This window comes from Paraburkholderia atlantica (genome assembly GCF_009362785.1).
Classification (GTDB): Bacteria; Pseudomonadota; Gammaproteobacteria; order Burkholderiales; family Burkholderiaceae; genus Paraburkholderia; species Paraburkholderia atlantica.
The window spans coordinates 1-26216 of record NZ_WHNQ01000041.1 but is presented as its reverse complement, the minus strand read 5'-3'; the positions used below and the strand labels follow the sequence as shown (position 1 = coordinate 26216).

Sequence of the window (26216 nt, the reverse complement as noted above, 5' to 3'; positions counted from 1 at the left end):
GCGGTCGCGGGCCCGGTGAGCCTTCAGGTCGCAATCAGCCGTTGGTGCTCAGCCATTCCCCCGGCGTTCTGCCAAGCACGCGCTTGAAATGCCGGCATAGATGGCTCTGATCGAAGAAGCCCACCTCGGCCGCCACGATCGACGGCGGCATGCCTCGCCGCAGCAGGCGTTGCGCATGCCGTACCCGCACCAGCCTCACGTATTGCTGCGGCGACACGCCAATCTCCGCGCTGAAGCGCACTGCAAACCTCGAAATGCTCAGCTCCGCAACGGCGGCCAGTTCGGACAGGCTGATCGGCTCGGCGAAACATGCATCGATGAAGTTGACCGCGCGCTCGACGGCGCGGCTCACTCGATCCGGCACACGTCGCGCATGACGGTTCGCGCCCGCGAGATCGGGCGCGGATGATGACGACGAGGTTCGGCTCGGGCTCAGCATCGACGCTCCGCTCACGCAACGCGCGAAGTGACAGGAGCCGCCGGCGAAGTACCCCGGCTGGCCGCGAAGCGGCGGATGTCGAACGGCTCGAGCGGCGTGCTGGTCGCGCCCGTGTCGATCAGTTCGGCCATCGTATCGCCGACGCCCGGGCCCAGCTGGAACCCGGCGCCGCAAAAACCGAACGCATAGAACAGGCCGCTCGTCGTACCGCTCGCGCCCATGATCGGCCGGTCGTCGGGCATATAGCCTTCGACGCCGCTCCATACCCGGATGATGTTCAGCCTGCGCAGCATCGGCGCGACGCGCTGCAATTGCCTGAACTGCAGCAACGTGCTTTGCGGCAGGACCTTCGCGCGGCGTTCGTCGAGATACGCCGGCGCACGCGCGCAGCCGCCGATCACGATATTGCCGCGCGCGACCTGGCGGAAGTACACGACCTCCTCGATCTGCGGCGACGACACGCCGACCACCGGCTGGATCGCATACGGCACGGGTTCGGTCACAGCCATTTGCGGGCCGTTGACGGCGATCGGCACCGCTTCGCCAAACTGCTCCGAGAGCAGATTGCCCCACGCACCCGCGGTGATCAGCAGCACCGGGGCATGGAAGGTACGGCCGTCGGCGCTCGTCGCGCGAAACTCGGCGCCCTCTTTTTCCACCCTCACGACATCGCAGTTTTCGACGATCTGCGCGCCGAGCCGCGCCGCCGCGCGAGCAAACGCGGGCGCCGCGAGCCGCGGATTCGCGTGCCCGTCCATTCGCGAGTACGAGCCCGCCAGCACCTCGGCACCGAGAAACGGAAACCGTGCGCGCAGCGCGTCGCCGCGCAGCAGATCGAGCTTGAGACCGTAGTGCGCGGCCTCCTTCGCATAGGTTTCGAACTGGTCGGCCTGCTCTTCGCGATAACAGACGCGCACATGGCCGGACATCAAAAACTCGGCGTCGTGCTGGATCAGTTCGGGCAGACGCCCCCAGATTTCGCGCGAACGGTTCGCAAGCGGCAGTTGCGGCAGAAAGCGCCCTTGCCGGCGCACGTTGCCGAAGTTGGTACCGCTCGCCTGCTGACCAACGAGCTGGCGCTCGAGCAGGATCACCGAGCGGCCCCGTTGCCTCAGAAAAAATGCGGCGGAAGCACCCATAAACCCGCCGCCCACGATCAGCACATCGGCTTGTGCGCGGTTCATTCGGTATCCTCCACGGTTGCAATGGCCAGCGGCTTCACGGGTGCCTGCCCGCGAAGCCTGCCAACCTGCTCGAGCGGCACGTGCGCGGCCGCCGCGATCACCTCAGCGCCCGCATGGCCGCAGTAGCGCCCCTGGCAGCGCCCCATGCCGACGCGGCTGAACGCTTTGGCGCGGTTCGCTTCCTGCGCGCCTTCGTCGCGCACCACGCGGCGCAGTTCGCCCGCGGTGATGCCTTCGCACCGGCAAACGATCGTATCGTCCGACAGCCGGGCCGCCTGCCCGGCAGGCCACGCAAACGCTTCAGCGAGACCGAGCCGGAAGCGCTCCATTTTGCGCTGTTCGCGCCTCAACGTGGCGAGCGTCGCGGCCGGCACCGCACGCCCGAGATCGCTCAACGCAGCGTAGGCCGCGAGCCGTCCGGCGATCTCCGCGCCATCCGCGCCGAGCACGCGCGCACCGTCACCGGCGATATAGACGCCCTTTTCGGTCGCGCGGCCGAGTTCATCGATTTGCGGCACCCATTGCCGCGTCGGCGCATCGAAACGGAACGCGCAGCGCGCGAGGTCGGCCAGCTGAGTTTCCGGGCGCAGGTGATAGCCGAGACCCACCGCGTCGCAATCGAACTGCGCGACCTTGCCGCGCGCATCGCGAAAGCGTACGCCAAGCACGCCGTCGTCCGGCGTGCCGAGAATTTCGAGCGGCTCGATGCCGTTTTCGACCCGCACGCCCGAGCGCTTCAACGCCGCCACGAGCGCGCGGCCCTTGCGCAGGACGTCGACACGCGCCAGCAATTTGGGCAGCGCACGCAGCCGCGCACCGGTCGTCGACGTGTCGAGTACTGCCGCTACCTTGGCGCCCGCCTGCACATACTGGTTCGCGACCAGATACAGCAGTGGGCCGGTCCCGATGAATACGACCTGGCGGCCAATCGCGCAGGCCTGCGACTTCAGCGCGATCTGCGCGGCGCCGAGGCTGTAGGTCCCGGCGAACTGCCAGCCTTTGACCGGCATCAGCCGGTCGGTCGCGCCGGGGCACAGGATCAGCGCGTCGTAGCCCAGCGCGCTCGCGTGTCCTTCATGCACGATATGCAGCTTGCCTTGCGCGACGTTCCACGCGAGCGTCTGAGGACGGTAATCGATCTGCGGGCGCAGTCGCTCGAAGCTGCGATGCAGGTCCTCCGCGCGCGCGGCTTCGGTGCCGTACAGCTTCGCGTACGGCCGCGTGAAGCCGTCGGGCTGGCGCCGGTAGATCTGCCCGCCATCGCGCCGTCCTTCATCGACGACGATCGGGCGGATGCCGGCCGCCAGCAATGTTTGCGCGCAGCGCACGCCCGCGGGCCCGGCGCCGACGATTACGATGCGAGGTTCGCCCATTGGCCCTCCGGTTGCGTCGTGACGACGCGCATGCCTGCTTCGACCACGGTGGTGCAGGCGCGGAGCCTCTCGCCGTCCGCGGTCCATACCCAGCAATCCTGGCACGCGCCCATCAGGCAAAAGCCGGCGCGCTTTTCAGCACCGAATTCGGACTGCCGCACATGCCGCACCGAGCACAGCATCGCGGTGAGCAACGTGTCGCCGGCCAGCGCTTCGACGGTCTCACCGTCGATCGTCAGCTCGACTTTGGCGCGAGCCGTCTCGCCCAAGCGTACGAATCTGCCGTTCATGCCGCGGCTCCCGCCATGCCGTCCGGCGACACGTGAGCGTCGCTGCGATTGCTCAGCACGTGGCGCAGGAATTCGCGGGTACGCGCCTCGCGCGGTGAACCCAGCACCTGCTGCGCAGTGCCCTCCTCGATGATGAGTCCCGCGTGCAGAAAGCACACCCGGTCTGCCACTTCACGCGCAAAGCCCATTTCATGCGTGACGACCAGCATCGTCATGCCTTCGCGCGCAAGGGTGCGCATCACGCCCAGTACTTCGCCGACCAGTTCCGGATCGAGCGCCGAGGTCGGCTCGTCGAACAGGATCGCCTTCGGCTTCATCGCGAGCGAACGGGCAATCGCCACCCGTTGCTGCTGCCCTCCCGAAAGCTGATGAGGATAGGCGTGCAGCTTGTGGCCGAGCCCGACCTTGTCGAGCAGTTCGGACGCTTCGCGTTGCGCTTGCGCACGCGCAAGGCGTTTGACGTGCACGGGCCCTTCCATCACGTTCTCGAGCGCGGTGCGGTGCGGAAACAGATTGAAGCGCTGAAACACCATGCCGACCTGGGTGCGCAACTGGTTGATGTTGCGCGCGCGCTGCTCGACGCGCTCGCCGAGCAGGCGGATTTCGCCTTCGTCGTAGGACTCCAGCGCGTTAATGCAACGCAGCAGGGTTGATTTTCCCGAGCCCGACGCACCGATCAGGCAGACCACTTCGCCCTGGTTCACGTTGAGCGAAATGCCCTTGAGAACAGGTACGGAGCCAAAACTCTTGTGCACATTCGTGATTTCGATCATCGCATCCTCACTTCGCACTTACCTGGCCCTGTGCCGACCGAATCGTCGTTCCAGATTGCGGGTCATGCTCATCAGCGGCAGGCTCATCGCCAGGTAGCCGAGCGCGACGAGTGTGTACACCGTCAGATTCTGAAACGTCGACGACGCGATCAACTGGCCTTCGCGAGTCATTTCGGCGACCGTGATCGTCGATGCAAGCGATGAGTCCTTCAGCATCATCACGAGCGTGTTGCTGTACGGTGGCAGCGCGACCTTGATCGCCTGCGGCAGGATCACCCGTACCATCGTCTTCACGCGACCCATGCCGATCGACTGCGCGGCTTCGTACTGGCCCGGATCGACCGCCTCGATACCCGCGCGGAAGATTTCCGCGACGTAAGTCGAGTAACCGAAACCCAGCCCGATGATGCTGGCCTGCAACGCCGACACCTGGATGTGGATATCCGGCAGCACGAAGTAGATGTAGAACAGCAGCACGATCATCGGCAGACCGCGCACGACGTTGATCATCGCGCTCACACCGCGTACCACGTCCGGATAGCGCGACATCTTCAACAGCGCCCAGGTCAGGCCGAGCACGGTGCTCAACAGCAGACAACCCAGCGTGATGATGATGCTCATCATCGCGCCTTGCAGCAGAATCGGTACAAAGTCGGCTATATCTTGCCAGCGCATGTCGTGCCTTCCATTGCTCTTTGCATTCGTTCAGTCCGCCGCTCCGCTGGGGGGCGAACTTCGCAGGGCGGGTCCCGCGTCGTGGCGGGCCCGCCTCTTGTCACGAGAAGCGAATCAGCTCATGAGGTGCCACTTCTTGAGGATCGTGTCGAGCGTGCCGTCGGCCTTCATCTTCGTCAGCGCGTCGTTGATCTTCGCCATCAGCGCGCTGTTGCCCTTCTTCACCGCGATCGCGATGTCGAACTTTTCCATCGGCACATAGGCATCTTCAACCCGCGTTCCCGCCATCGCGCCCGCCGCTTCCTGGGCCTTCAGGATCGGATAGTCGTTAAAGCCCGCGACGATGCGGCCAAGCGCGACGTCACGCGTCATGTCGGCCGGGCTGTCGTACATCTTCACTTCGGTGAAGATACCGAGCTTCTTCAACTGATCGCCATAGTCGGTGCCGGTCGGCGCACCAACCGTCATGCCCTTCATGTCCTGCACCGAGCGATAGACGGCCTTGTTGCTCTCCTTCACGATGATGCCTTCGCCGAACGCCGTAACCGGCTGCGAGAAATCGACCACTTCGGCGCGCTTCGGCGTCGGCGTCATGCCGGCCACGATGATGTCGATCTTGCCCGATACCACCGACTGGATCAGCGCCGAGAACGGCACCGCGTCGTACGACACGCTAAAGCCCTCGCGCTTGCCGATCTCCTTCACGACGTCCGGCATCAGACCTTCGATCTTCTGGGTCTTCACGTTCATGAACGTAGTCGGCGCGCTCGACGGCGGCGAGCCTGCCGTCAGCGTCGCCCCTTCGGCCGCGTGGGCGGCGTGGGCGGCGCCGAACATCATCGTCATCGCGAGGCCCGCGCCAGCGGCAAAGCGGTGCACGGTGTTGAAACGGACGGCGGAAGCAGGCTGGAACATGAAACGCAACATGGGGATTTCCTTTGGGAATAGTGTTTTTCAATCTGCGCGCTGCCCTGGCATCTGACAGTCGCGATCAGTCGATCCGTTCAATGCAGTACATCCTGCAACCTGTAATACGCGCCGACCAGCGGCAGAAACCACGCGCGTCCGAAGTGTCCTGGAATCGCGGGCCATTCGAGCGTTCGCCACGGATTGCGCGCGGCGGCGCCGAACATCACGTCGGCCATCAGTCGACCCATGTGCACGGACATCTGCACACCGTGGCCGCTGTAGCCCATTGAATAAAACAGTCCTTCGTGCTGCCCCGCGCGCGGCAGGCGGTCGGCCGTCATATCGACGAGGCCGCCCCAGCAGTAATCGATGCGCAAATCGGCCAGTTGCGGGAAATAGCGGGCGAGCCCGTCACGCAGAATCCGCCCGCTCTTTTCGTCCGAACGCGGGTTCGACATCGCAAAGCGCGCGCGGCCGCCGAACAGCAAACGCTCGTCGGGCGTGGCCCGAAAATAGTTGCCGATGTTCAGCGTCGTCACATACGAGCGGCGCGTCGGCAACAACGCATCGAGGCGGTCCTTGCCGAGCGGCTCGGTCGCGACGATGAAGCTGCCGACCGGTGCGATGCGGCGCCGGAACCATTGCAGCGGACCGACCTGCGACGCGCCCGTGGCGATCAGCACGCGCCCGGCGCGGACCGTGCCGAGCGGACACTGCACGTCGAACGCGTTGCCGCCGAGCGGCTTCAGGTCCGTCACCGGGGCGTTCTCGTAGATCTGCGCGCCGCGGCGTGCCGCCGCCGTGCCAAGACCCACGCCGAATTTGCCCATGTGCATCTGCATGCCGTTGCGCTGCACGAGACCGCCGAAAAAGCTGTCAGACGCGATCTCCTTGCGGATCTGCTCGGGCGGCACCAGTTCGACATCGGGATCGACCTCGCGCCGCAACACCTCGTAGGACTTCGCAAGCGACGCGAAATGCTGCGGCTTAGCCGCGAGCTTGATCTTCCCGGAGTGGCGCAAATCGCAATCGATTCTCTCTTCCGCGATGATCGATTTCACCGTCTCGACGGCGCCCGCATACGCGCGATAGAACTCCGCCGCGCGCTCGCTGCCGATGCGCGCGGACAACGCGGCGTAGTCCTGCGCGACGCCCGTATTGCAATGGCCGCCGTTACGGCCCGATGCCTGCGCCGCGAGCCTGCCCGCTTCGAACACGACCACCGACTTGCCGCGTTTGGCGAGCTCCAACGCCGCCGACAGTCCGGTGAAGCCGCCGCCGACCACGGCCACGTCCACCCGCTGCGGCAGTGGACTCTGGGCGCCTCCGGTAAACCGTGGCGCGGTGTCGAGCCAGTAGGAGTCGAGCTTCATCGTGATGCATTCCTGTCGGTTGGGTGCGCCGCTCACTGGCGCACGGGAAGCGATGTCGCCAAAGGGCCGAAGCAGTGGATCAGAGACCGAGCAGCGAAGCCAGTTGCGGAATCCCCGACACTTCGTTGACGCCGTAGTACGGATTCAGCGGCTCGTGATTACGGTTGACGAACGCCTTGTGCTTGATGCCCATGTCGTACGCGGTCATCAGGTCATAGCGGAAGCTCGACGACACGTGCAGCACGTCTTCGGGATTGCAGTCCAGTTGCGAGAACATGTACTCGAAGGCTTTCTGCAGCGGCTTGTACGCCTGCGCCTGCTGCGCGGTGTAGACCTTGTGGAACGGCGCGCCGAGCTTGTCGACGTTGCTTTGGATCTGGTCGTTCGACGCATTCGAAAGGATCACCAGCTTGTACTTTTTGGCCAGTCGCGACAGCCCTTCGGGCACGTCCGCGTGTGGGCCCCAAGTCGGCACGGCTTCGTAGATTTTCTGCGCGGTCGCTTCGTCGAACGGCACGCCGGTGCGTTCGCAGGTGCGGCGAACCGAGTTCACGACCACGTCGCGGTAGGGTTTCCATGCGCCCAATACTTCGTCGAGGCGGTAGCCACGGAAGAATTCGACGAACTCGTCCATCTTCGCCTTGTCCAGCTTGTCGCCGTAAAGCTGCCGCGCGGTCTGGCCCATCTGGAAGTTGGTCAGCGTGCCATAGCAGTCGAAAGTGATGTACTTCGGTTCGAAATCGATCATGGTCAACATCCTGTCGTCGTGGCGAACCTGTTCGCAGGCTCGGGGTTCAGTTGCGGGTTGAATCAATGCGGTTGCTGCTTGCGTAAAGCCGGTGTAGCGCGATTGTTCACAACGTTTCGAAATCGATCAGCACACTCTTGTGCCGCATGCTGGCCACCATTGCCTCGCGGCCGAGATCCTTGCCGATACCGGATTGGCCGAAGCCGCCGGTCGGAATGATCATGTCGCCGCTGCGGCCGTAGCGGTTGATCCAGATCGTGCCCGCCGCGATGCGGCGCATCGCCCGCAGCGCCTGGCCGATGTCGCTGCTATGGACACCCGCCGCGAGACCGTAGATCGGATGCGCGGCGAGCGCGATGCCCTCTTCCTCGTCTTTGAATGTCTGTACCGTCAACACCGGGCCGAACAGCTCCTCGCGCACGGCGGGTGTCTCCGCAGTCACATTGGCGATCAGTGTGGGGCGGTGGAAATAGCCTTCTGCGGTGCCTTCGAAAAAGCCGCCGCCGAAGATCACTTCTGCGCCGCCCTCGCGGCTCTGCTCGACCAGCGCTTCGATGCGCCGCGCCTGGGCAGCGCTGATGATCGGCGAATAAGCGGTGCGGCTGTCCCACAGCGGACCAGGCTTGATCGGCTGCAGTTGCCGTTCAATCGCGGCGATCAGAGGCTCGGCGATGCGCTCGTGCACGATCAGCCGCGTACCCGCCACGCAGGCCTGGCCGCCGTTGGCCGTAAAGCCGCGGGCGACGCAGCGCGCCGTATGTTCGAGATCCCGCACGTGCTCGAACACCAGTTGCGGGCTCTTGCCGCCGAGTTCCAGCGTGACGGGCTTGGTGCCGTGCATCGCGGCGTCGCTCATGATCGCGGCGCCCGTGCGGGTCGAACCCGTGAAGCTCATCTTCGAGATGCCCGGGTGACGCGTCAGCGCCGCGCCCGCTGTCGCGCCACGGCCGTTCACTACGTTGAAGATGCCGGGCGGCATGCCGGCTTCGATCGCGAGTTCCGCAATTCGCAGGGTCGAATAAGGCGTCATTTCCGACGGTTTCATCACGACCGCGTTGCCCGCCGCGAGCGCGGGGCCGCACTTCCATGAACACATCGACAGCGGGAAATTCCAAGGCGTGATCGCACCGATCACGCCGTACGGCTCCGATGCAATGAAGCCGAGACTGTCGCGGCGCGTCGCCGCGATATCGCCACCGAGCTTGTCGGCCAGCTCCGCGAAAAAGCGGATCGCTTCGGCGGTGAACGGCACGTCGGACGCGTAGCTTTCCGCCACCGGGCGCGTCGAGCTGACCGTCTCTAGTTGGGCGAGGCTCACCGCATCGCGATCGATCAGCTCGGCCCAGCGGCTCAGCACCTTCGCGCGTTCACGCGGAGAACGCGTGCCCCAGCCGCTCGTCTTCCATGCAGCAAGCGCATTGCTCACTGCGTAATCGACGGTCGCGTCCGACGCATCCGGCACATGGCCGAGCAGAGCGCCATCCGAGGGCCGGTGAACGGCGATCTGCGCCTCGTCCGCCGAATAGTACGCACCGCCAATGAAATGCCCCTGCGGCAACTGAACGGCTGAAGGATTGAAATCGAGTGACGGAGTGGACATGCCTGGCCTGATCAGTAGGTTCAAGTGTGTGGTGCGGCGTGCGTCAACGCACTGATGATTCCGGCACCACCCGGCACTGCTGTTCGCCATCGCGACCACCGAATGAACGAACATCGGATGAAGTTCATTTTAATGAACATCAAATGAAATACTAGTGGTCAAAAATAAACTTTGTGAAAAGTTCGTTGTGCGCTGCGATAGGTTGCCTGCCGCGCAGAAGGCGCCGCGGCACCGGCGCACACGAGCGACAGCCCGGCGCGAGCGCGGCGGGCGAGCAAGGCCATGCGTCACGTCCACCCGTTCGTGCAACGCAAAACCGAAAAGGACAACAGGGAAGGAAAGGCGTCGACGTCAGCCGAGGTCCAGGTGAGCCGGACGCGACGCATCGGAACGATCGGAGGAAACAGAGGAAGGACAGAGCCGCGCGCCACACGGCACGCGGCTCGAACTACGGACGGATCAAAGATGAATCACGGGCGGCTGCGTATTCATGATCCATAGCAAACGCGCGGTCTTCTTGCTTTCGTTGCGCACACTGTGCGGCACCGTGCTCTTGAACTGGAAGCTGTCGCCCGCGCGCAGTTCGGAGCGCCGGTCGCCGACGTTCAGCACGACAGTGCCTTCCAGCACCAGCCCCGCCTTCTCGCCGATGCCGACCAGCACTTCCTCCGAACCGGAACCGGCCGGCAGCATGATGATCATCATCTGCAAATCGTGATCGCCGTGCGGCGACAACAATTCTTTCTGCATGCCGTTCGTGCCGACTTCGAACAGCGGCCGTTCGGCCGCCTTGCGCACGAAATCGCCGGTGACCGGGTCCGAGACCGCGTCGTCTTCTTCGAGCAGCGCGGTGAGCGGAACCTCCAACGCCTGGCGCAGGCGTTCGAGAATCCGCACCGACGGATTGGCCTTGTTGCGCTCGACCTGGCTGACCGTGCCTACCGATACGCCCGCGCGCATCGCCAGCTCGTTGATCGACAGCCCCTGCGCGACGCGCAGCGCGCGCAGACGAGTGCCGACGTCGCCGTGACCCGGGTCGGCCTCGCGCTTCCTGCTGATCTGTGTTCGCTGCATGGGTTTCCTGTCGATGACGTTGCGGTTGTTGTGCCGGACACGCGCCGTGGCATGCGAAGAGGCTTCAGCCGCTTCACCACACCAAACGGTCGTGCCATTTCCATCATTATATTGAATATAGCACCATCGGAGTGAACGACAAAATACCTGCGCGGTTGCGTTACGGGTGACTGGCCGACGCGAATCGAGCCCGACCACGCGCGCGTCCCAATAACAAAAAGATCGTCCTATGAAGCGGGCGCTGGGAATGCGAAAGTCTAGGCTGACCACGCCGCCAGCAGGAGTTTGCAGTGTCCAAAATAGTGAAGAAATCGCCAGGCTACCGCCGTTTCACCTTCGACGACATCGCGGCCGCGCATCGCCTCTCAGTTGCGGTGCGTTGGCCGCACCGCGCCGAGGACTGGCGCTTCATGTACGACGCCGGATGCGGCTTCGTCGCCGAAGACAACGGCACCGTGATCGGCACCGCGCTGTGCTGGAAATTCGGCGCCGACCGGGGCACGCTGGGCCTCGTGATCGTGTCGCCGGACGAACAGGGACGCGGCATCGGCCGCAAGCTGATGGAACTGGTGCTCGAAGAACTCGGCAACCGCGTGACCTTCCTGCATGCAACGGTCGCCGGCAAGCCGCTTTACGAAAAGCTGGGCTTCGTCGCCTGCGGCGCACTCACCCAGCATCAGGGAACGCCTGGCAGCGTGGCCGCCGTCGCGCCGCCGCCCGGCGAGCATCTGCGCGCGGCGACGCCCGCGGACACGCCCCGCCTGATCGAAATCGCGTCGCGTGCGAGTGGCCTCGAGCGCAGCGCGACGATCCCGTCGCTGCTCGAATTCTCGCAAGCCGTGGTGCTCGAACGCGACGGCGAAGTGCTCGGTTTCTCGCTGTTCCGCCCGTTCGGACGCGGCTACTCGATCGGGCCGGTCGTCGCGCAACGCTCCGCCGACGATCTGCGCGCCCGCTCACTGATCTCGTACTGGCTCGCGCAGCATGCCGGCGATTTCGTGCGGATCGACGTGCCGGGTGACGCCGGCATCAACGACTGGCTGACGAGCCTCGGCCTGACGCGCGTCGATTCGGTCGAAAAGATGGTGCGCAACGCTTCTGCCGACGCGCGCGAGGCGGCCCCCGACCCGACCTGGCGCGCATACGGCATCATCAATCAGGCGATGGCATAAACGGCGATGACGGTCCTCTACAAGGCCGATCCGGTGCGTGGCGCGTTATGGGCCGAGCGCTTCGCGCAGCTCGCGCCCGAGATCCAGTTCCGCGTCTGGCCGGACCTCGGTGATCGCGCGGCCGTGCGCTATCTGGTCGCGTGGCAGCCGGGCGACCTCGCGCTCACGCTGCCGAATCTCGAAGTCGTGTTCTCGGTCGGCGCGGGCGTCGATCAGTTGGACCTGTCGCAGATTCCAGCGCATCTGCCGGTGGTGCGCATGCTCGAACCGGGCATCGTCGAAGGCATGGTCGAGTATGTGACCGAGGCGGTGCTGGCGATTCACCGCGATCTGTTCGACTACGCGTTGCAACAGCAGGCGCGCGCCTGGCAGCCGTTGCCGCTCTGCGCCGCCGCGTCGCGCCGCATCGGTGTGCTCGGCCTCGGCATGCTCGGCACCGCGGTACTCGAGCGTTTGCGGCTGTTCGGCTTTGCCTGCGCGGGCTGGAGCCGCTCGCAGCACGACATCGAAGGTGTCGCCTGCTATGCGGGCGAGGCCGGGCTCGATGCGATGCTGGCCCGCACCGACGTGCTGATCTGCCTGCTGCCGCTGACGGACGCGACGCGCGGGCTGCTGTGCCGCCGGGTGTTCGACAGGCTGCCACGAGGCGCGTCGCTGGTGCACGTTGGGCGCGGAGCGCAACTCGTCAGCGGCGATCTGCTCGACGCGCTGCAAAGCGGGCAGATTCATAGCGCGGTGCTCGACGTCACCGACCCCGAGCCGCTGCCCACGGACCATCCGCTGTGGACCCAGCCGCGCGTGCGCATCACGCCGCATATCGCGAGCGCGACGCGGCCCGAATCGGCTGTCGATGCGGTGCTGGAAAACCTGCGTCTGCATCGCGCCGGTGAGCGCATGAACGGCCTGATCGACCGGACTCGCGGCTACTGATACCGATGCACGGCCCGACACGAGAACGCACCCCCAATTGGCGATCCGCGCGGTGCCGGCAGACAGCGCGCGATCAACGCAAGGAGAGACACGTATGACCCGCAAATACCGCATTGCCGTCATTCCCGGCGACGGCATCGGCACCGAAGTGATGCCCGAAGGCCTGCGCGTGCTGGACGCCGCCTGCCAGCGCTTCGACATCGGCATCGACTACCGACATATCGAATGGGCGTCGTGCGACTACTACGCGCAATATGGCCAGATGATGCCCGAGGACTGGAAGCAGCAGTTGCAGGACTGCGATGCGATTCTGTTCGGCGCGGTCGGCTGGCCCGACAAGGTGCCCGACCATATTTCGCTGTGGGGGTCGCTGCTGAAGTTCCGCCGCGAATTCGACCAGTACGTGAACCTGCGCCCCGCTCGCCTGTTCGAGGGCGTGCCCAGCCCGCTCGCCAACCGCAAGCCCGGCGATATCGACTTCATGATCGTGCGCGAGAACACCGAAGGCGAGTATTCGTCTGTGGGCGGCACGATGTTCGAGGGCACCGAGCGCGAAGTCGTGATGCAGCAGTCGATCTTCACGCGCCACGGCACCGAGCGCGTGATGAAGTTCGCGTTCGAGCTGGCGCGGCGCCGCGCGAAGAAGATCACGGTTGCGACGAAGAGCAACGGTATCGCGATCAGCATGCCGTGGTGGGATGCGCGCGCCGATGAAATGGCCGCGCGCTACCCCGACGTGAAAATGGACCGTCAGCACATCGACATTCTGTGCGCGCGCTTCGTGCTGAACCCCGACCGTTTCGACGTGGTGGTCGCGTCGAATTTGTTCGGCGACATCCTCTCCGACCTCGGTCCGGCGTGCACCGGAACGATCGGCATTGCGCCGTCAGGCAACCTGAATCCCGACCGGCGCTTTCCATCGCTGTTCGAGCCGGTCCACGGTTCGGCGCCCGACATCGCCGGCAAGGGCATCGCCAATCCGGTCGCGATGATCTGGTCGGCCGCGATGATGCTCGACTTTCTCGGCAACGGCGCGGGCGTCGAGCGCGATGCGCATGACTCGATCGTCGCCGCGATCACGCAGGTGCTGAAGGACGGCCCGCGCACGGGCGACCTGGGCGGCAGCGCATCGACCAAGGAAGTCGGCGCGGCGATCGCGGCGCGCGTCGCCAGCGCGAGCCGTCGATAGGCACCGATCACTGACAGCGCAGACGGCCTGACTGCCCGGCGCGTGTCGGGCGCTCCGCCGTCGCACGCCAACCGCACTGGAGACCCCAGATGAGCACGAATCTCGAACAACAGGCCCGCGCGCTGATCCGCACGGACAACTTCATCAACGGCGAGTGGGTCGCGGCCGCGAGCGGCCGCCGCTTCGCGGTCACCGATCCGGCAACCGGCAAGCTGATCGCCGAGGTGGCCGACAGCGGTCCCAGCGACGCGCGCGCCGCCACCGACGCCGCCGCCAAGGCGCTGCCCGCATGGCGTACAAGGCTCGCGAGCGAACGCGCAGCCGTGCTGCACCGCTGGCACGCGCTGATCGTCGCGAATCGCGACGCGCTCGGCGCGCTGATTTCGCTCGAACAAGGCAAGCCGCTCGCTGAAGGGCGCGGCGAGGTCAGCTATGGCGCGTCGTACGTCGCGTGGTTCGCCGACGAAGCCACCCGCATCTACGGCGATCTGATTCCACAGCAGCAGCGTGGCAAACGCATGAGTGCGATCAAGGAACCGATCGGCATCGTCGCCGCGATCACGCCGTGGAATTTTCCGCTCGCGATGATCGCGCGCAAGATCGCGCCGGCGCTCGCGGCAGGCTGCACGGTCGTCGCGAAGCCCGCTGAAGACACGCCGCTCACCGCCATCGCGCTGGTGATGCTGGCGCACGAGGCGGGCGTGCCAGCCGGCGTGCTCAACCTGATCTCGGCCTCGCGCGCCGGCGCGGCGGAGACGGTCGGCGAATGGCTCGCCGACCGCCGCGTGCGCAAGATCACGTTCACCGGATCGACGCCCGTCGGCAAGCACCTCGCGCGTGAATCGGCTGGCACGCTGAAGAAGCTTTCTCTGGAACTCGGCGGCAATGCGCCCTTCATCGTATTCGACGACGCCGACCTCGATGCCGCGGCCAATGGCCTGCTCGCCGCGAAGTTCCGCAATGGCGGGCAGACCTGCGTGTGCCCGAACCGCGTGTACGTGCAGCGCGGTGTCTACGAGCATTTCTCCGCGCTGCTGTGCGCGAAGGTGGCCGAGCTGCGGGTCGGCCCCGCGAGCGATCCCGCTTCGCAGATCGGCCCCATGATCAACGAACGGGCCGTGGACAAGATCGCGCGTCATGTCGACGACGCGCTCGCGAATGGCGCGCTCGTGCTGACCGGCGGACGACGGCTCACCGAGCTGGGACCGCACTACTACGCGCCCACGGTGCTGGGCAACGCCACGGCGTCGATGGCGTTGTGCGGCGAGGAAACCTTCGGCCCGGTCGTGCCGCTGTTCCCGTTCGACAGCGAGCAGGAAGCGGTGCAGGCCGCGAACGACACGCCGTTCGGGCTCGCGTCGTATTTCTATAGCGAGAGCATGCGCCGTATCGAGCGCGTGTCGCGCGCGCTGGAAGCGGGTATCGTCGGCATCAACGAAGGCGCGCTCGCCTCGGAGGCGGCGCCGTTCGGCGGCGTGAAGGAATCCGGCTATGGTCGCGAAGGATCGAAGTACGGACTGGATGACTATCTGTCGATCAAGTATCTGTGTCAGGGAGGACTGGAGTAAACATGCAAGCCTATCCGATCGAAGTCGAATTCCCGGACATCTCGGCGCACGCCGACGGCAATACCGGCATCGCATACGTGCACACGTTCGACTCCGGCCAACCCGGGCCGCACGTGATGATCAACGCGCTCACGCACGGCAATGAAGTGTGCGGCGCGATCACCGTCGACGCGTTGTTGCGCGGCGGGCTGCGGCCGCGCCGCGGCAAGCTCACGCTGTCGTTCGCGAACGTCGCCGCCTACGCGCGCTTCGATCCGGCAATGCCCGACAAGGCCCGCTTCGTCGATCAGGACTTCAATCGCGTATGGACCGCCGCGAAACTCGACGACGTTGCAGCGCGCTCGTCCGAACTCGATCGTGCGCGCGCGATGCGGCCGGTGATCGACACGGTCGACCTGCTGCTCGATCTGCATTCGATGCATGAAAAAAGCGCGCCGCTGATCGTCGCGGGCCCGCTGCGCAAAGGCGCGGAACTGGCCGAGCGGCTCGGCGCGCCCGCCACCGTGATCCAGGACGAAGGCCATCCCGAAGGCCGCCGGATGCGCGACTACGAAGGCTTCGGCGACGACGCGAGCGCGAAGAACGCGCTGCTCATCGAATGCGGCCAGCATTGGGAAGCCAGCGCGGTGACGGTCGCGCGCGACAGCACCGCGCGTTTTCTGTTGCTCTCGGGCATCGTCGACGAGGCGGATCTGCCGTCCGGCTGGATCAGGCCGCTGCCCGACGAAATGCGCATCGTCCGCGTGACCGAACCGGTCGTTGCAAAGAGCATGGACTTCCGCTTCGCGGGGCCCTACACCGGGCTCGAAACGTTCGAGCACGCCGGCACCGTGATCGCCTGGTCCGATGGCCAGCCGGTCGCGACGCCGTACGACGACTGCATGCTCGTGATGCCGTCGCTGCGCCAGTTGCGCGCCGGCGTCACCGTGGTCCGGCTAGGCCGGATCGAACGCCGTATCGACCTGCGCTCACGCCAACAGGAACAAACCACATGAAAGTCCAGCAGATCAGGCAAGCGGCGGAAGTCACCGCCCTCGAGGATTGGGGAACGGCCGGCCTGCCCGGCACCGAGCCGTCACGCGTAGCGGGACGCCAGTACGTGATTCCGGGTCATGACGCGGTCGACACCGGGCTGTTCGAGTGCTCGCCCGGCACCTACAGGCGCTCGGTCAAGCAGGCGGAGGTCATGCATTTCATCAAGGGCAGCGGCACCTTCACACCCGACGGAGAAGACACGATCCGCTTCGCCGCCGGCGACACGCTGTTCTTCGAAGCCAACACCGAAGGGCTTTGGAACATCGACGAAACGCTGCGCAAGATCTATGTGATCTTTTGACTGCAGCCACACGCACCCGGTAATCGCCGCTCACATCCATCATGGTGGCTCGGACATGCTAAGAATCGACGAAGTTTCGAATAGCGACGGATTCCCCGCTCGCTGTGACGTCGCGGTGATCGGCGGCGGCATTATCGGCGTCAGCACCGCTTACGAGCTTGCGCGGCGCGGCGTATCGGTCGTGCTGCTCGAGAAAGGCATCATTGGCGCCGAACAATCGGGACGCAACTGGGGTTGGGTGCGTCAGCAGAACCGCGATCTGCACGAGTTGCCGCTCGCGATGCAAAGCCTCGCGCGCTGGAGCGAGTTGAGCGACGAACTCGGCGAAGACATCGGCTTCAGGCGAGCCGGCATCCTGTACGGAAGCGAGCAGTCCGCGGACGTCGCGCAATGGGAAACATGGCTCGGCAAGGCCCGTGCGCTCGGCTTCGATAGTCAGTTGCTGTCGGCTCGCGAGCTGGCGGCGCGCGTTCCCAATGGTCAGGCGAAGTGGGCAGGCGGCGTGTGGTCGCATTCCGATGGACGCGCGGAGCCGTCGAAAGCGGCGCCCGCCATTGCAAGAGGCGCGCAACGGCTCGGCGCGCGCGTGCATCAGACCTGCGCGGTTCGCGGACTCGATATCAGCGCGGGCCGTGTCTCCGGTGTATGGACCGAGCGCGGCCTGATCGGCGCGAGCAGCGTCGTGCTGGCCGGCGGCGCGTGGAGTGCCCTCTTCTGCCGGCGTCATGGCATCGATCTGCCGGCGGTCAACGTGATCGGTACCGCGCTGCGCACAGCCGAAGCGCCGGCCGTGATAGACGGGTGCTTCTCCGGCCCGAACTTCGCGATGAGGCGGCGGCTCGACGGCGGCTATACGATCGCGATCCCCGGCTACGGACGCATGGAAATCTCGCCGCAGAACCTGCGGCACGCGGTCAAGTTTCGCAAGATGTTCCGCAGCAAACTCAACAAGAAGCTCAAGTTCCGGATCGCGCAACCATTCTTCGGCGGCCCCGAAGGGAGTGCCGACTGGCGTAACGACGACATCTCGCCGTTCGAGCTAACGCGGGTTCTGAATCCTGTGCCCGATGCCGAGTGGCCGACCCGTGCGCTGGCAAACGTCGCGACGGTGTTTCCCGAGCTGTCGGGATTGCGTGTCGCGCATGCTTGGGCCGGCGCGATCGACACGACGCCCGATCTGGTGCCGGTGATGTCGCGTGTGGACAGCACGCCCGGCCTCGTGATCGCGTCCGGGTTCAGCGGTCATGGCTTCGGGTTGGGACCGGGAGCCGGCATGCTGGTTAGCCGCATCGTGACCAATGACGCAACCGGGATCGATATTCAGCCCTACCGGTTGACGCGCTTTACCGATGGAACCCGGCTGGCGAGTCCTGAGATGATGTGACGACCCCACGCTGCGCATCGGGTCATGTGTTCGAGTTCGTTGAATTCCTCAGTGAGATACCACCTCGCTCAGCGTAGGCCGCGCAATCTCATCGCCGGCGTCATGCGGAAGACGCCGAGTGATCGGAATCGAGCCAATCGAGCCAAAACCGGCGATGAGCAATGCCGGCCAGAAGTCCGACGACATCACATGCGGATGGCCGTTCAGCAAACGCGTGATCTCCAGCGCATAGCCGCCACCGACCACGCCGACGCCGAGTGACATTTGGCTGAACCACCGCTGAAAGACTGGTGGCGCGCCCGATGGCGCCGTTCTCGATGTCCGCATAGACGACGAGGTTCAGGCTCTTGAACTGCAAGCCGGGAAAGAAGCCGCCGAGCAGCACCACGATCCAGATGTACCACACCGGTACGCCCGGCACGAAGGTACCAAACGCGACGAACATCAGGCCCGACAACACCGCGTTATAGATGAGCACGGTGCGAAAACCGATTGTGCAGCGTGAAGGAGCTGAACGCGCGCATGAACATGCTGCCGAACGCGGAAGCGCAGGTAATGAGGCCCGATGCGAAGGCGTTCATGCCGTCCTGCAAAGCCAGCGGCAGCAGGAAGGGATCGCGCCGAAGCCGATCCGGAACATCGACCCGCCCAACACGCTCGCGCGAAACGTCGGAATCTGCAGAAACTTCAGGTCGAGGACCGGGCGCGCGGCACGCCGCGCGTACAACACATACAGGGCAAGCAGTAACGCGCCGCATGAACTCGTGCAACGACGGCGACGCCGCGCACATCAGCGAGCCGGCGACGAAAATCCCGATCGCCGTCAGAAAGACCGATCGTGAGCCGAAGCGATCCGCAAGCCAGCCGCACACCGGGATGAAGACCCCGAGGCTCACCACATAGCTCGTAATCGCAATCTTGAGCGTATCGGCGTCGGCGCCGAAGTCGCGCGCCATCGAGGGCAACGCAGTGACGAGGATGTTTGCGTCGGCGTTCTCCATGAACAGCGTGCACGCGACGATCAGCGGACCGATGAGACCCGCCGTCAGCTTCAAGGGGTATCCCATTCGGGTGCCCATGCGACCTTGCTTTTGCGGCCGTCGGGCCTGGCGAGCCCGGCGATGCGGCGCAGATCTTCGTCGTCCAGCGAGAAATCGAATACGTCGATGTTCTCGCCGATCCGTTGCGGGTTGGCCGACTTCGGCACCGCAGCGACGCCGGGCTGTTGAACCAGCCAGCGCAACAGGATCTGCGAGGGCGTTTTATCGTATCGCGCAGCGATCTGTGCGATCACCGGATCGTCGAGCAGCCTCCCGCTACCGAGCGGCGTGTGCGCGACGAAGGTCAGGCCGTGTGTTGCGCACGCTGCCAGCACCTTGCCCTGATTCAGGTAAGGGTGGTATTCGAACTGATTCACCGACAGCGGCACCGGCGACAGCGCAACCGCACGTTCGAGCCACGCGACCGGAAAGTTCGATACACCGACATGGCGCGCGAGGCCCTGCTGGTGTGCCCGCGCCATCGCACCGAGGGTCTCCTCCAGCGGAATGTCGGGATTCGGCCAGTGGATCAATAGCAGATCGACATAGTCCAGTTTCAGCTCGGACAGACTGCGCTCGACCGAGCGCAGCAAGGCGCTCGCATGCAGTTCGGTCCACCAGACCTTGGTGGTCACGAATAGCCCGTCGCGCGAGATGCCGCTCTCGCGGACGCCCTCGCCCACCGCTGCTTCGTTCTGATAGCGCGCCGCCGTGTCGATGTGCCGGTAGCCCTTTTGGATCGCCGTGCGTACCGCGCGCACGCCATCGTCGTATTGCGATTGCCTGGTTCCCAGCCCGATCGCGGGCAGATGCAGTTCCCGGGTTTTCGACGTCACCGTCGGTGTGTCAATCATGATGTCCCAGCGAGCCCCGATCCGCGGAGCGGACGTTGGTCGCAGCGCAGCCGGGCTGCACGGCACAGCCTCGGCCGCGTTCACTTCGCAGCCACGACGCGCGGCAACACGTCGTCGAACGCTGCGGTGATGCGCCTGACGATGTCGGTGCCGAGCGCGCGCACCAGCAGGCCCTGTTCCCGCGCTGCGTTGACCACGCTCGCATTGATGCGTCGCTGCGCGGGGAACGGCGTGCGCGTCGCGGGGTCCTGCATCAGCTGGATCGCCATCAGCATGCCGACGCCACGGATGTCGCCTACCGCCAGATGATCGCCAAAGCTCGCGCGCAGGCGCCCGAGCAGATAGCCTCCGACACGGTCAGCGTTCTAGACCGGCCGCTCGCGCTCCATGATGTCGAGATTCGCCAGCCCGGCCACCGCGCGCCCAGCGGATGGCCCGAACACGTCCAGCCGTGGCCCATCATCCCGTGCTCGCGCGAACCGCTCATCAGCACGTCCCAGAAGCCTTCGCTGACTGCGACGGCCGACAGCGGCGCGTAGGCGCTCGTCAGTCCCTTGGCGAACGTCGCCAGATCGAGTGCGATGCCGAACCGTTCGCAGCCAGTACGCGCGCCGAGGCGGCCAAAACCGCACACGACTTCGTCGGCGACCAGCAGGATGTCATGGCGGCGCAGCACCGCTTGCACCGCGGACCAATAGCCGGCGGGCGGCGGCACGAGCCCGCCGGTGCCCTGCATCGGCTCGGCGATGAACGTGGCGATGGAGCCGGGCCTTCGCGCTCGATCAGTGCTTCCAGTTCAGCGACGCAATGCGCGGTGAAGTCGGACTCGCTGAGGCCGGGTTCGGCATCGCGGTAATAGTCGGGGCACAGCGTGCGCAGCACCCGATCGAACGGGCAATCGAAGTTCGCGTGGTAGACAGGCAGACCGGTCAGCGCGCCGGCGACGATGCCCGAGCCGTGATATGCGCGCTCGCGCGCGATGATCTTCTTCCGGTTCTTGCGGCCGAGGATATTGTTGTAATACCAGACCAGCTTGATCTGCGTTTCGTTCGCGTCGGAGCCGGACATGCCGTAGAACACCTTGACCATACCGGGCGGTGCCCAGTTCTCGATGAGCCGTTGCGACAACTCGATCACCGGCTCATTGCTACTGCCGACGTACGTGTGGTAGTACGACAGGCGGCGGCACTGTTCGGCCATCCGCTCCGCAATCTCCTCCCGGCCGTAACCGACATTGACGCAATAGAGCCCGGAAAAGCCGTCGATGTATTCGCGGCCCTCGACGTCGGTCAGATGAATGCCGCGGCCTTCGCTGATGATCAGGCCTTTCAACGCACCTGTTGCATGGTCGTAGGCGTGTGTACCCGGATGAAAGAAGTGACGGCGATCCGACTGTTCCAGCGAAGTCATTTTCGGTCCTGTTCTGTTCGATCGCATTGTCTACGTGGCGTGCGATTTTGTCGATCACGCAAATCGATCATCAATAGATGATGTTGGGTGCCAGCGTTTCCGTTTCCCCCGTCACGATTGCTTGGGCGAGCATGCGGCCCGCACCGAGCGAGCTGCTGAAGCCGTGTCCGCTGAACCCGGTGCACAGATAGATGCCGGGATGCTGGACGCATTCGGAGACGACCGGAATTCCATCGGGCGTATTGTCGATCGCGCCGCCCCACGCGATGTCCACCTTCGACGGATCGAACTGCGGAAACACCTTGCCCGCTTCATCATAAGCCGAGCGCACCAGCGACAGGTCCGGCGCCGGGTCCAGCACGCGGTTGCGCACGAACGGCGAGCGTCCGAGATGCAGATAGCTGAACTCGTTCCACAGCTGCCGGAAAAACTCCCCGCCGAATTGCACCTTGATGCTGCTGCGCCGGCTCGCATACAGCCTTTGAAACGCATCCCGTAGCGCAGGCTGTTGGGCACCACGTGCACGGTCCCACGGCCGCTCTTCGCGAGCGTGTCGCCACCATCGGCGCGCTCGCGCAGCGCAAATTCCGGTGTCTTCAGCGGCCCACTGAACGCGAGACAAATATCGCCGCCCGATTTCGACGCGGACGAATAGACGTTCAGCGCCGGCAGCACGATCTTCTGTTTCAGGCAGAACAGCGACGACCATGCGCCTGCGGCGATCACCACCGCATCGGCGCGCACGCGTTCGCGCTACGTCTCGATGCCGGCGATGCGGCCGGCCTCGAAGATAAGATCGTTGACCGCACAGTCCTGCGGGATCGCCACGCCTCGCGCGGCCGCACGCTGCGCGAGCAGCGGAATCGCGCAAGACGAGTCCGCGTAGCCGTCGTCGAAGGTGCGCACGCCGCCGATCCACGGCGAGCCTCCAGCGGCGTACACCTTGTTGGCCTCATCGCGCGAAAGCATCTGCGCGGCGACCCCACTGCGCCGCGCAAAATCGAACCACGCCTGCCAGCCCGCGAGTTCCTGTTCGCTGCGCGTGACGAAGGTGATACCGGTCTTGCGAAAGCCGACGTCCGCGCCGATTTCGCCGGCGAGATCCGTCCAGCGCTGCACGCTCAGCTTCGCCATGCCGAGCTCGCGAAGGTCGCGGCCGAACGTGCGGCACCAGCCCCAGTTGCGGCTACCCTGCTCGGCGGCGATATGACCTTTTTCGAACACCGCGACGCGCTTGCCGAGCCGGTTCAGTTCATAGGCGGTCGACACGCCCGCCGCGCCGCCGCCGATCACCGCGACGTCGACATGCGTCGGCAGCGTCACGTCGATGTCGATTTTCAATAACGGTTGTTTCACTTTTGAGCCGGGCCTTGGGGATAAAAGCGTGCAGTTGGAACATCGCCGATCCGCTCCGTCGAAGCTCGACGACGCAGCATGGTGAAGCCACATCTGATCGCTGGACCCACACTGTCGGCATGCAGTTGAGCTCGAAGTGTAAGAAGCAATATTCGCGATGACAAATTCGCAAGTGTCGGGAGGCCATGCTGTTTTGATATGGTCGGCGCCGCGTCCGCACCCATATCAAAAAGCGATGAGGGGTCAAAAATGGCGTATTTGGGTAGGCGGCGCATCCATCAATAGAATGAATCACCGGAGCGGCCGGATCGGCGAATGTAGCGACGAACGCGATTCTCCTGCCGCAAGATCGCTGATCACTCGATGAGACCAGAGACATCTTCGAGCTGTTCTACACGTCGAAGTCGCCCACCAATGAAGCGCATTGGCAGCATCCGAAGCTCGATCAACTGCTCACCGCGGCGCACTCGGAAGGGGACTTCGCGAAACGCAAGGCGATCTACGGCGATACGCAGACGCTCGTGCACGAAAGCTCGGGCACCGTCGTGCCGGTGTTCGACGTGATTCTCGACGGCGTATCGAAGAAGATGGGCGGCTACAAGTCGAATCCGTCCGGGATGAATATGGGCTACTGGTTCGCCGAAGCCGTCTGGCGCGCGTAAGCCGGTTTTGTAAGGCATCGACGCCGTTCAGTCGCGAGACTGAACGGCGTCGTTTGTTTTTCTTCCAGCAACGCGGCACGACGGTAGCGACCGCCGTGCGTTGCGCCGCTCACGCTTTCGCGCGCATGGCCGTCTCCTCGAGCCAGTTCACCCGCATCTCCGATACCGAATCGATCAGCAGCGACGTGTACGATGGCGGGGCTGGCTGAACAACGCGCCGCGGTCGCACACATCGACCTTGTGGCCTTTGTACATCACGACGATGTCGTCGCAGATCGAGCGCACCGTCGACAGGTCGTGGCTGATGAACAGGTACGACATGTCCAGCTCGCGGCGCAGTTCGACGAGCAGATCCCAGAATCGCCGCGCCAACCACCGAGTCGAGCGCCGACGTCACTTCGTCGCAGATGATCAGCTCGGGCTCGGCCGCGAGCGCGAGGTTCACGCGCCGCTTCTGTCCGCCCGACAGCTCGCCAGGAGCACCTTGTCGGCGTTCTGGAACGCCAGCTTGATGCGTCGATATAGGTCGCGCTCTCGCTCGGCAAACTTGCCCGCGAAGCGAATCTCGCCTTGCGCCGGCGCGAGCAGTCCGGCAATCACATACGCGAGCGTCGACTTGCCCGATCCCGATTCGCAGATCACGCCCAGCGTGTTGCCACGACGCAGCACCAGGTTGATGTAGTCGAGCACGCGCACCGGCGGCATGCCCGAACGATCGCGGTCGCCCTAACCCGCGATCAGTCCGCTGATCTCGAGCAGCACCGGACGCCGGTTCGTTTCGTCGGCGTCGCTTTCGGTCAGCCAGCACCCGGCCTCGGCGGCGGCCAGCAGGCAGCGATATTCAATATTTTCCCGAATTGAGCGATCATTCGTCGTCTCGCGCGCAGACGAGCACATCGCGAGGGTTTTACTTTTTAACTACACGACAAATAACCGCATCATCTGATCGACGATCCGCAAGACGATTTCCCGCCACAAGCCGGCTTCGGAAATCTGAGCCCGCTGACCTTTGTTTCCTCGAGGTTTGCCGCCGAACGGATCTTCCTTTCCGAACAAGCGACGTCACCACTGAGTAACCCCTGCCAGGCAAAGCTTTGAGCGTCCTCCAAGAAAACCTGTGTATCCAGATGCTTGCGGGATCGCCATTGTGCAGCGCAGGCCATTGAATTGCTGCAGTAAGCGACGAAAGCAGCAAAGGCACTCCTGCGATCCGCAGAGATGCCAGGTCGGCAAGTGCTCAGCCAATCTCATGGGGAGCATAGCGATACGGTCGGTACCCGACAGGACGAAGGGACGACACTGAACGTACCACCTCGTGCGGCACCCTCAACCGCTCCTAGGGAACGACGACACTTGGCGAGGTTGCGGAAATCAACGAGTGGGCGCGTTCCGTCAGTCGCGGATGTTCTTCGCGTCAAGCGCGCAGGCTCGCCGGGGCCGCCCGGAAGCTGCCGCACGAGCCACCCGGCGGCACCCGCTGCGAAGTCTGCCGCGCACGACTATGTCGCGGTTCACACCTGCCAGTCGTTGCATGAAACGCCTGCCACGCACTGCGCCTACCGCAAGGAGGCTGAACGCCTGATCCTCTGGGCCATCGTCGAGCGCGGACGAGCATTGTCCTCACTCACGACCGAGGATGCGATCGCCTATCGGAGCTTTCTGCGGTATCCCGGTCCCCGCGAGCGGTGGGTCGAACCGCCGCGGCCGCGCAACGCACCCGACTCGCGCCCGTTCTCTGGAAGCTTGTCGGCGCGCTCGACAGCCTACGCACTCTCTGTGCTTGGTGCATTGTTTCGCTGCCTGATCGAGCAACGCTACGTGCTCACCAATCCGTTTGCTGCTATCAAGGTTCGCGGCACGACCCGCGTCACGCGACTCGACACGTCGCGCGGCTTCACAGATGGAGAATGGGGGTTGGTTCGCACAATTGCCAACGCGCTGGAATGGTCCTGCGGCTGGGAAGCACCCGCCGCGCAGCGGCTTCGCTTTCTGCTCGACCTTGCCTACGCGACCGGGCTGCGGGTGAGTGAGTTCGTCGGCGCGAGGTTTGGCGATATCCTAACGATGAACGCGGTGCCCACTGGCTCAATCTCGTGGGCAAGGGCGGTAAGCCGGGCAAGGTAGCTTTGCCGCCCCTCGCGCGCGTCGCTCTCGAAATACCCCGTGCAGAGGCGCCTGCCGGTGACACCGCAGCGCAGGGATCCGAAAGCCCCACTACTGCCGAGTTTTGACGAAAGGAGCAACAGGCTTCACCCGTTCCTGTCTGTGGTTATGATGCGCGGCTTTTTCCGCCTGACCGCCGATGTCATTGGCACCGATCATCCCGTACTGGCTGAAAAGTCGCGCCGCGCAAGGCCTCACTGGACGCGTCATACCCACGCCCCCCATGCACTCGCTCGCGGCGCGGAGTTGACGACCGTGCGAGACAACCTACGCCACGCCTCCATCGCAACAACCTCGATCTATCTTCAAAGCGACGAAGTCAAACGCTCGCGGCAGATGGATGAGGCGTTCGCCGCACCATAACTGGCTACCCAAGCACCGGGGTTCATCGGCTAAACGTGCTAATGAGATGATCACCCCCACCTGCGACGCGTGCGCTAACCTTACCGCGTCAATTGCGAACAGGAGAACATCGTGCAAGACGTGACGCTCATCGGAATCGATCTCGGCAAACATTCGTTCCATCTGCATGGACAGGACGCAAGAGGAAAGGCCATATTCCGCAACAAGCTGAGCCGCAAGCAGCTGATCGAGTTTCTCGCGACGCTTCATGCCTGCACGCTGGTAATGGAGGCATGTGCAGGCGCGCACCACATGGCGCGGAGGCTGGCGACCTTGGGCCATCAGGTGAAGCTCACCTCTCCGCAATTCGTC

The 26216-nt window shown here is 64.6% G+C and carries 23 protein-coding genes and 5 pseudogenes; 10 read left to right on the top strand and 18 right to left on the bottom strand.

All coding sequences use genetic code 11. The features are described from left to right. Positions 1–34 precede the first annotated feature (34 nt). The 11 genes from GCT19_RS34720 to GCT19_RS34670 form a co-directional block, all read right to left on the bottom strand. Entirely contained in the window at positions 35–439 is a 405-nt protein-coding gene (locus GCT19_RS34720; RefSeq protein WP_035491270.1) for a helix-turn-helix domain-containing protein, read from the bottom strand. Between the two features lie 11 nt (positions 440–450). Further along, a complete protein-coding gene (locus tag GCT19_RS34715; protein WP_018435687.1) occupies positions 451–1623 on the bottom strand; it encodes an NAD(P)/FAD-dependent oxidoreductase in 1173 nt (390 codons plus the stop codon). Next, positions 1620–2996 carry an FAD/NAD(P)-dependent oxidoreductase gene (locus tag GCT19_RS34710; RefSeq protein ID WP_152854451.1) on the bottom strand — a complete coding sequence of 459 codons (1377 nt, stop codon included), beginning with the start codon at positions 2994–2996 and terminating at the stop codon, positions 1620–1622. Before GCT19_RS34710 ends, GCT19_RS34715 begins: the two co-directional genes overlap by 4 nt. Further along, the gene (locus GCT19_RS34705; protein WP_018435685.1) at positions 2975–3286 is read right to left on the bottom strand and encodes a (2Fe-2S)-binding protein; all 312 of its coding nucleotides are present in this window, start codon (positions 3284–3286) and stop codon (positions 2975–2977) included. The genes GCT19_RS34710 and GCT19_RS34705 overlap by 22 nt, the downstream gene beginning before the upstream one ends. Next, the gene (locus GCT19_RS34700) at positions 3283–4059 is read right to left on the bottom strand and encodes an amino acid ABC transporter ATP-binding protein (protein WP_018435684.1); all 777 of its coding nucleotides are present in this window, start codon (positions 4057–4059) and stop codon (positions 3283–3285) included. Before GCT19_RS34700 ends, GCT19_RS34705 begins: the two co-directional genes overlap by 4 nt. Before the next feature lie 18 nt (positions 4060–4077). Then, positions 4078–4734 carry an amino acid ABC transporter permease gene (locus tag GCT19_RS34695; protein WP_152854450.1) on the bottom strand — a complete coding sequence of 219 codons (657 nt, stop codon included), beginning with the start codon at positions 4732–4734 and terminating at the stop codon, positions 4078–4080. A gap of 114 nt (positions 4735–4848) precedes the next feature. Then, positions 4849–5661 carry a substrate-binding periplasmic protein gene (locus GCT19_RS34690; RefSeq protein WP_018435682.1) on the bottom strand — a complete coding sequence of 271 codons (813 nt, stop codon included), beginning with the start codon at positions 5659–5661 and terminating at the stop codon, positions 4849–4851. Between the two features lie 77 nt (positions 5662–5738). Next, entirely contained in the window at positions 5739–7016 is a 1278-nt protein-coding gene (locus tag GCT19_RS34685) for an NAD(P)/FAD-dependent oxidoreductase (RefSeq protein WP_152854449.1), read from the bottom strand. A 79-nt stretch (positions 7017–7095) separates the two neighbouring features. Then, on the bottom strand, positions 7096–7764 hold the full coding sequence (locus tag GCT19_RS34680) for a haloacid dehalogenase type II (protein WP_026228738.1): 669 nt from the start codon (positions 7762–7764) through the stop codon (positions 7096–7098). 106 nt (positions 7765–7870) lie between these two features. Further along, entirely contained in the window at positions 7871–9364 is a 1494-nt protein-coding gene (locus GCT19_RS34675; RefSeq protein ID WP_152854448.1) for an aldehyde dehydrogenase family protein, read from the bottom strand. A 459-nt stretch (positions 9365–9823) separates the two neighbouring features. Beyond that, entirely contained in the window at positions 9824–10438 is a 615-nt protein-coding gene (locus tag GCT19_RS34670) for a cupin domain-containing protein (RefSeq protein ID WP_018435678.1), read from the bottom strand. A 290-nt stretch (positions 10439–10728) separates the two neighbouring features. Between GCT19_RS34670 and GCT19_RS34665 the strand changes: the two genes are divergently transcribed. From GCT19_RS34665 to GCT19_RS34635, 7 genes are all read left to right on the top strand, one after another. Continuing rightward, positions 10729–11610, top strand: coding sequence for a GNAT family N-acetyltransferase (locus GCT19_RS34665; protein ID WP_035491259.1), 882 nt, complete (start codon positions 10729–10731; stop codon positions 11608–11610). A 6-nt stretch (positions 11611–11616) separates the two neighbouring features. Beyond that, complete coding sequence (locus tag GCT19_RS34660) at positions 11617–12540, top strand: 2-hydroxyacid dehydrogenase (protein ID WP_018435676.1); 924 nt, start codon at positions 11617–11619, stop codon at positions 12538–12540. 94 nt (positions 12541–12634) lie between these two features. Beyond that, positions 12635–13729, top strand: coding sequence for a tartrate dehydrogenase (locus tag GCT19_RS34655; RefSeq protein WP_018435675.1), 1095 nt, complete (start codon positions 12635–12637; stop codon positions 13727–13729). Between the two features lie 89 nt (positions 13730–13818). Continuing rightward, a complete protein-coding gene (locus GCT19_RS34650) occupies positions 13819–15297 on the top strand; it encodes an NAD-dependent succinate-semialdehyde dehydrogenase (RefSeq protein ID WP_152854447.1) in 1479 nt (492 codons plus the stop codon). Positions 15298–15299: 2 nt separating this feature from the next. Next, on the top strand, positions 15300–16292 hold the full coding sequence (locus tag GCT19_RS34645) for a M14 family metallopeptidase (RefSeq protein WP_152854446.1): 993 nt from the start codon (positions 15300–15302) through the stop codon (positions 16290–16292). Continuing rightward, positions 16289–16633, top strand: coding sequence for a cupin domain-containing protein (locus tag GCT19_RS34640; RefSeq protein WP_018435672.1), 345 nt, complete (start codon positions 16289–16291; stop codon positions 16631–16633). Before GCT19_RS34645 ends, GCT19_RS34640 begins: the two co-directional genes overlap by 4 nt. Positions 16634–16688: 55 nt before the next feature. After that, positions 16689–18017 carry an NAD(P)/FAD-dependent oxidoreductase gene (locus GCT19_RS34635; protein WP_026228737.1) on the top strand — a complete coding sequence of 443 codons (1329 nt, stop codon included), beginning with the start codon at positions 16689–16691 and terminating at the stop codon, positions 18015–18017. A gap of 48 nt (positions 18018–18065) precedes the next feature. Here the strand turns inward: GCT19_RS34635 and GCT19_RS34630 are convergent. From GCT19_RS34630 to GCT19_RS43715, 5 genes and pseudogenes are all read right to left on the bottom strand, one after another. Beyond that, a pseudogene (locus GCT19_RS34630) lies at positions 18066–19018 on the bottom strand (MFS transporter). A gap of 50 nt (positions 19019–19068) precedes the next feature. Then, positions 19069–19911, bottom strand: a complete 843-nt coding sequence (locus tag GCT19_RS34625) for an aldo/keto reductase (RefSeq protein WP_018435670.1) — start codon at positions 19909–19911, stop codon at positions 19069–19071. Between the two features lie 80 nt (positions 19912–19991). Then, a pseudogene (locus GCT19_RS34620) lies at positions 19992–21321 on the bottom strand (aminotransferase class III-fold pyridoxal phosphate-dependent enzyme). Between the two features lie 70 nt (positions 21322–21391). Further along, positions 21392–22030, bottom strand: coding sequence for an NAD(P)/FAD-dependent oxidoreductase (locus tag GCT19_RS43720; RefSeq protein WP_227717693.1), 639 nt, complete (start codon positions 22028–22030; stop codon positions 21392–21394). A gap of 44 nt (positions 22031–22074) precedes the next feature. Then, entirely contained in the window at positions 22075–22677 is a 603-nt protein-coding gene (locus tag GCT19_RS43715) for an NAD(P)/FAD-dependent oxidoreductase (RefSeq protein ID WP_227717692.1), read from the bottom strand. Positions 22678–23198: 521 nt separating this feature from the next. Here GCT19_RS43715 and GCT19_RS43710 point away from each other — a divergent pair. After that, positions 23199–23339, top strand: a complete 141-nt coding sequence (locus GCT19_RS43710) for a hypothetical protein (RefSeq protein WP_018435666.1) — start codon at positions 23199–23201, stop codon at positions 23337–23339. A 109-nt stretch (positions 23340–23448) separates the two neighbouring features. On the opposite strand, the pseudogene GCT19_RS34605 reads toward GCT19_RS43710, so the two are convergent. Beyond that, positions 23449–23996, bottom strand: a pseudogene (locus GCT19_RS34605) (ATP-binding cassette domain-containing protein); the annotation flags it as partial. A gap of 69 nt (positions 23997–24065) precedes the next feature. Beyond that, the gene (locus tag GCT19_RS45105; RefSeq protein WP_018435664.1) at positions 24066–24236 is read right to left on the bottom strand and encodes a hypothetical protein; all 171 of its coding nucleotides are present in this window, start codon (positions 24234–24236) and stop codon (positions 24066–24068) included. Positions 24237–24773: 537 nt separating this feature from the next. Between GCT19_RS45105 and GCT19_RS34600 the strand changes: the two are divergent. Both GCT19_RS34600 and GCT19_RS34595 read left to right on the top strand, forming a co-directional pair. Further along, positions 24774–25865, top strand: a pseudogene (locus tag GCT19_RS34600) (tyrosine-type recombinase/integrase); the annotation flags it as partial. A gap of 111 nt (positions 25866–25976) precedes the next feature. Beyond that, positions 25977–26216 (top strand): annotated as a pseudogene (locus GCT19_RS34595) (IS110 family transposase); the annotation flags it as partial.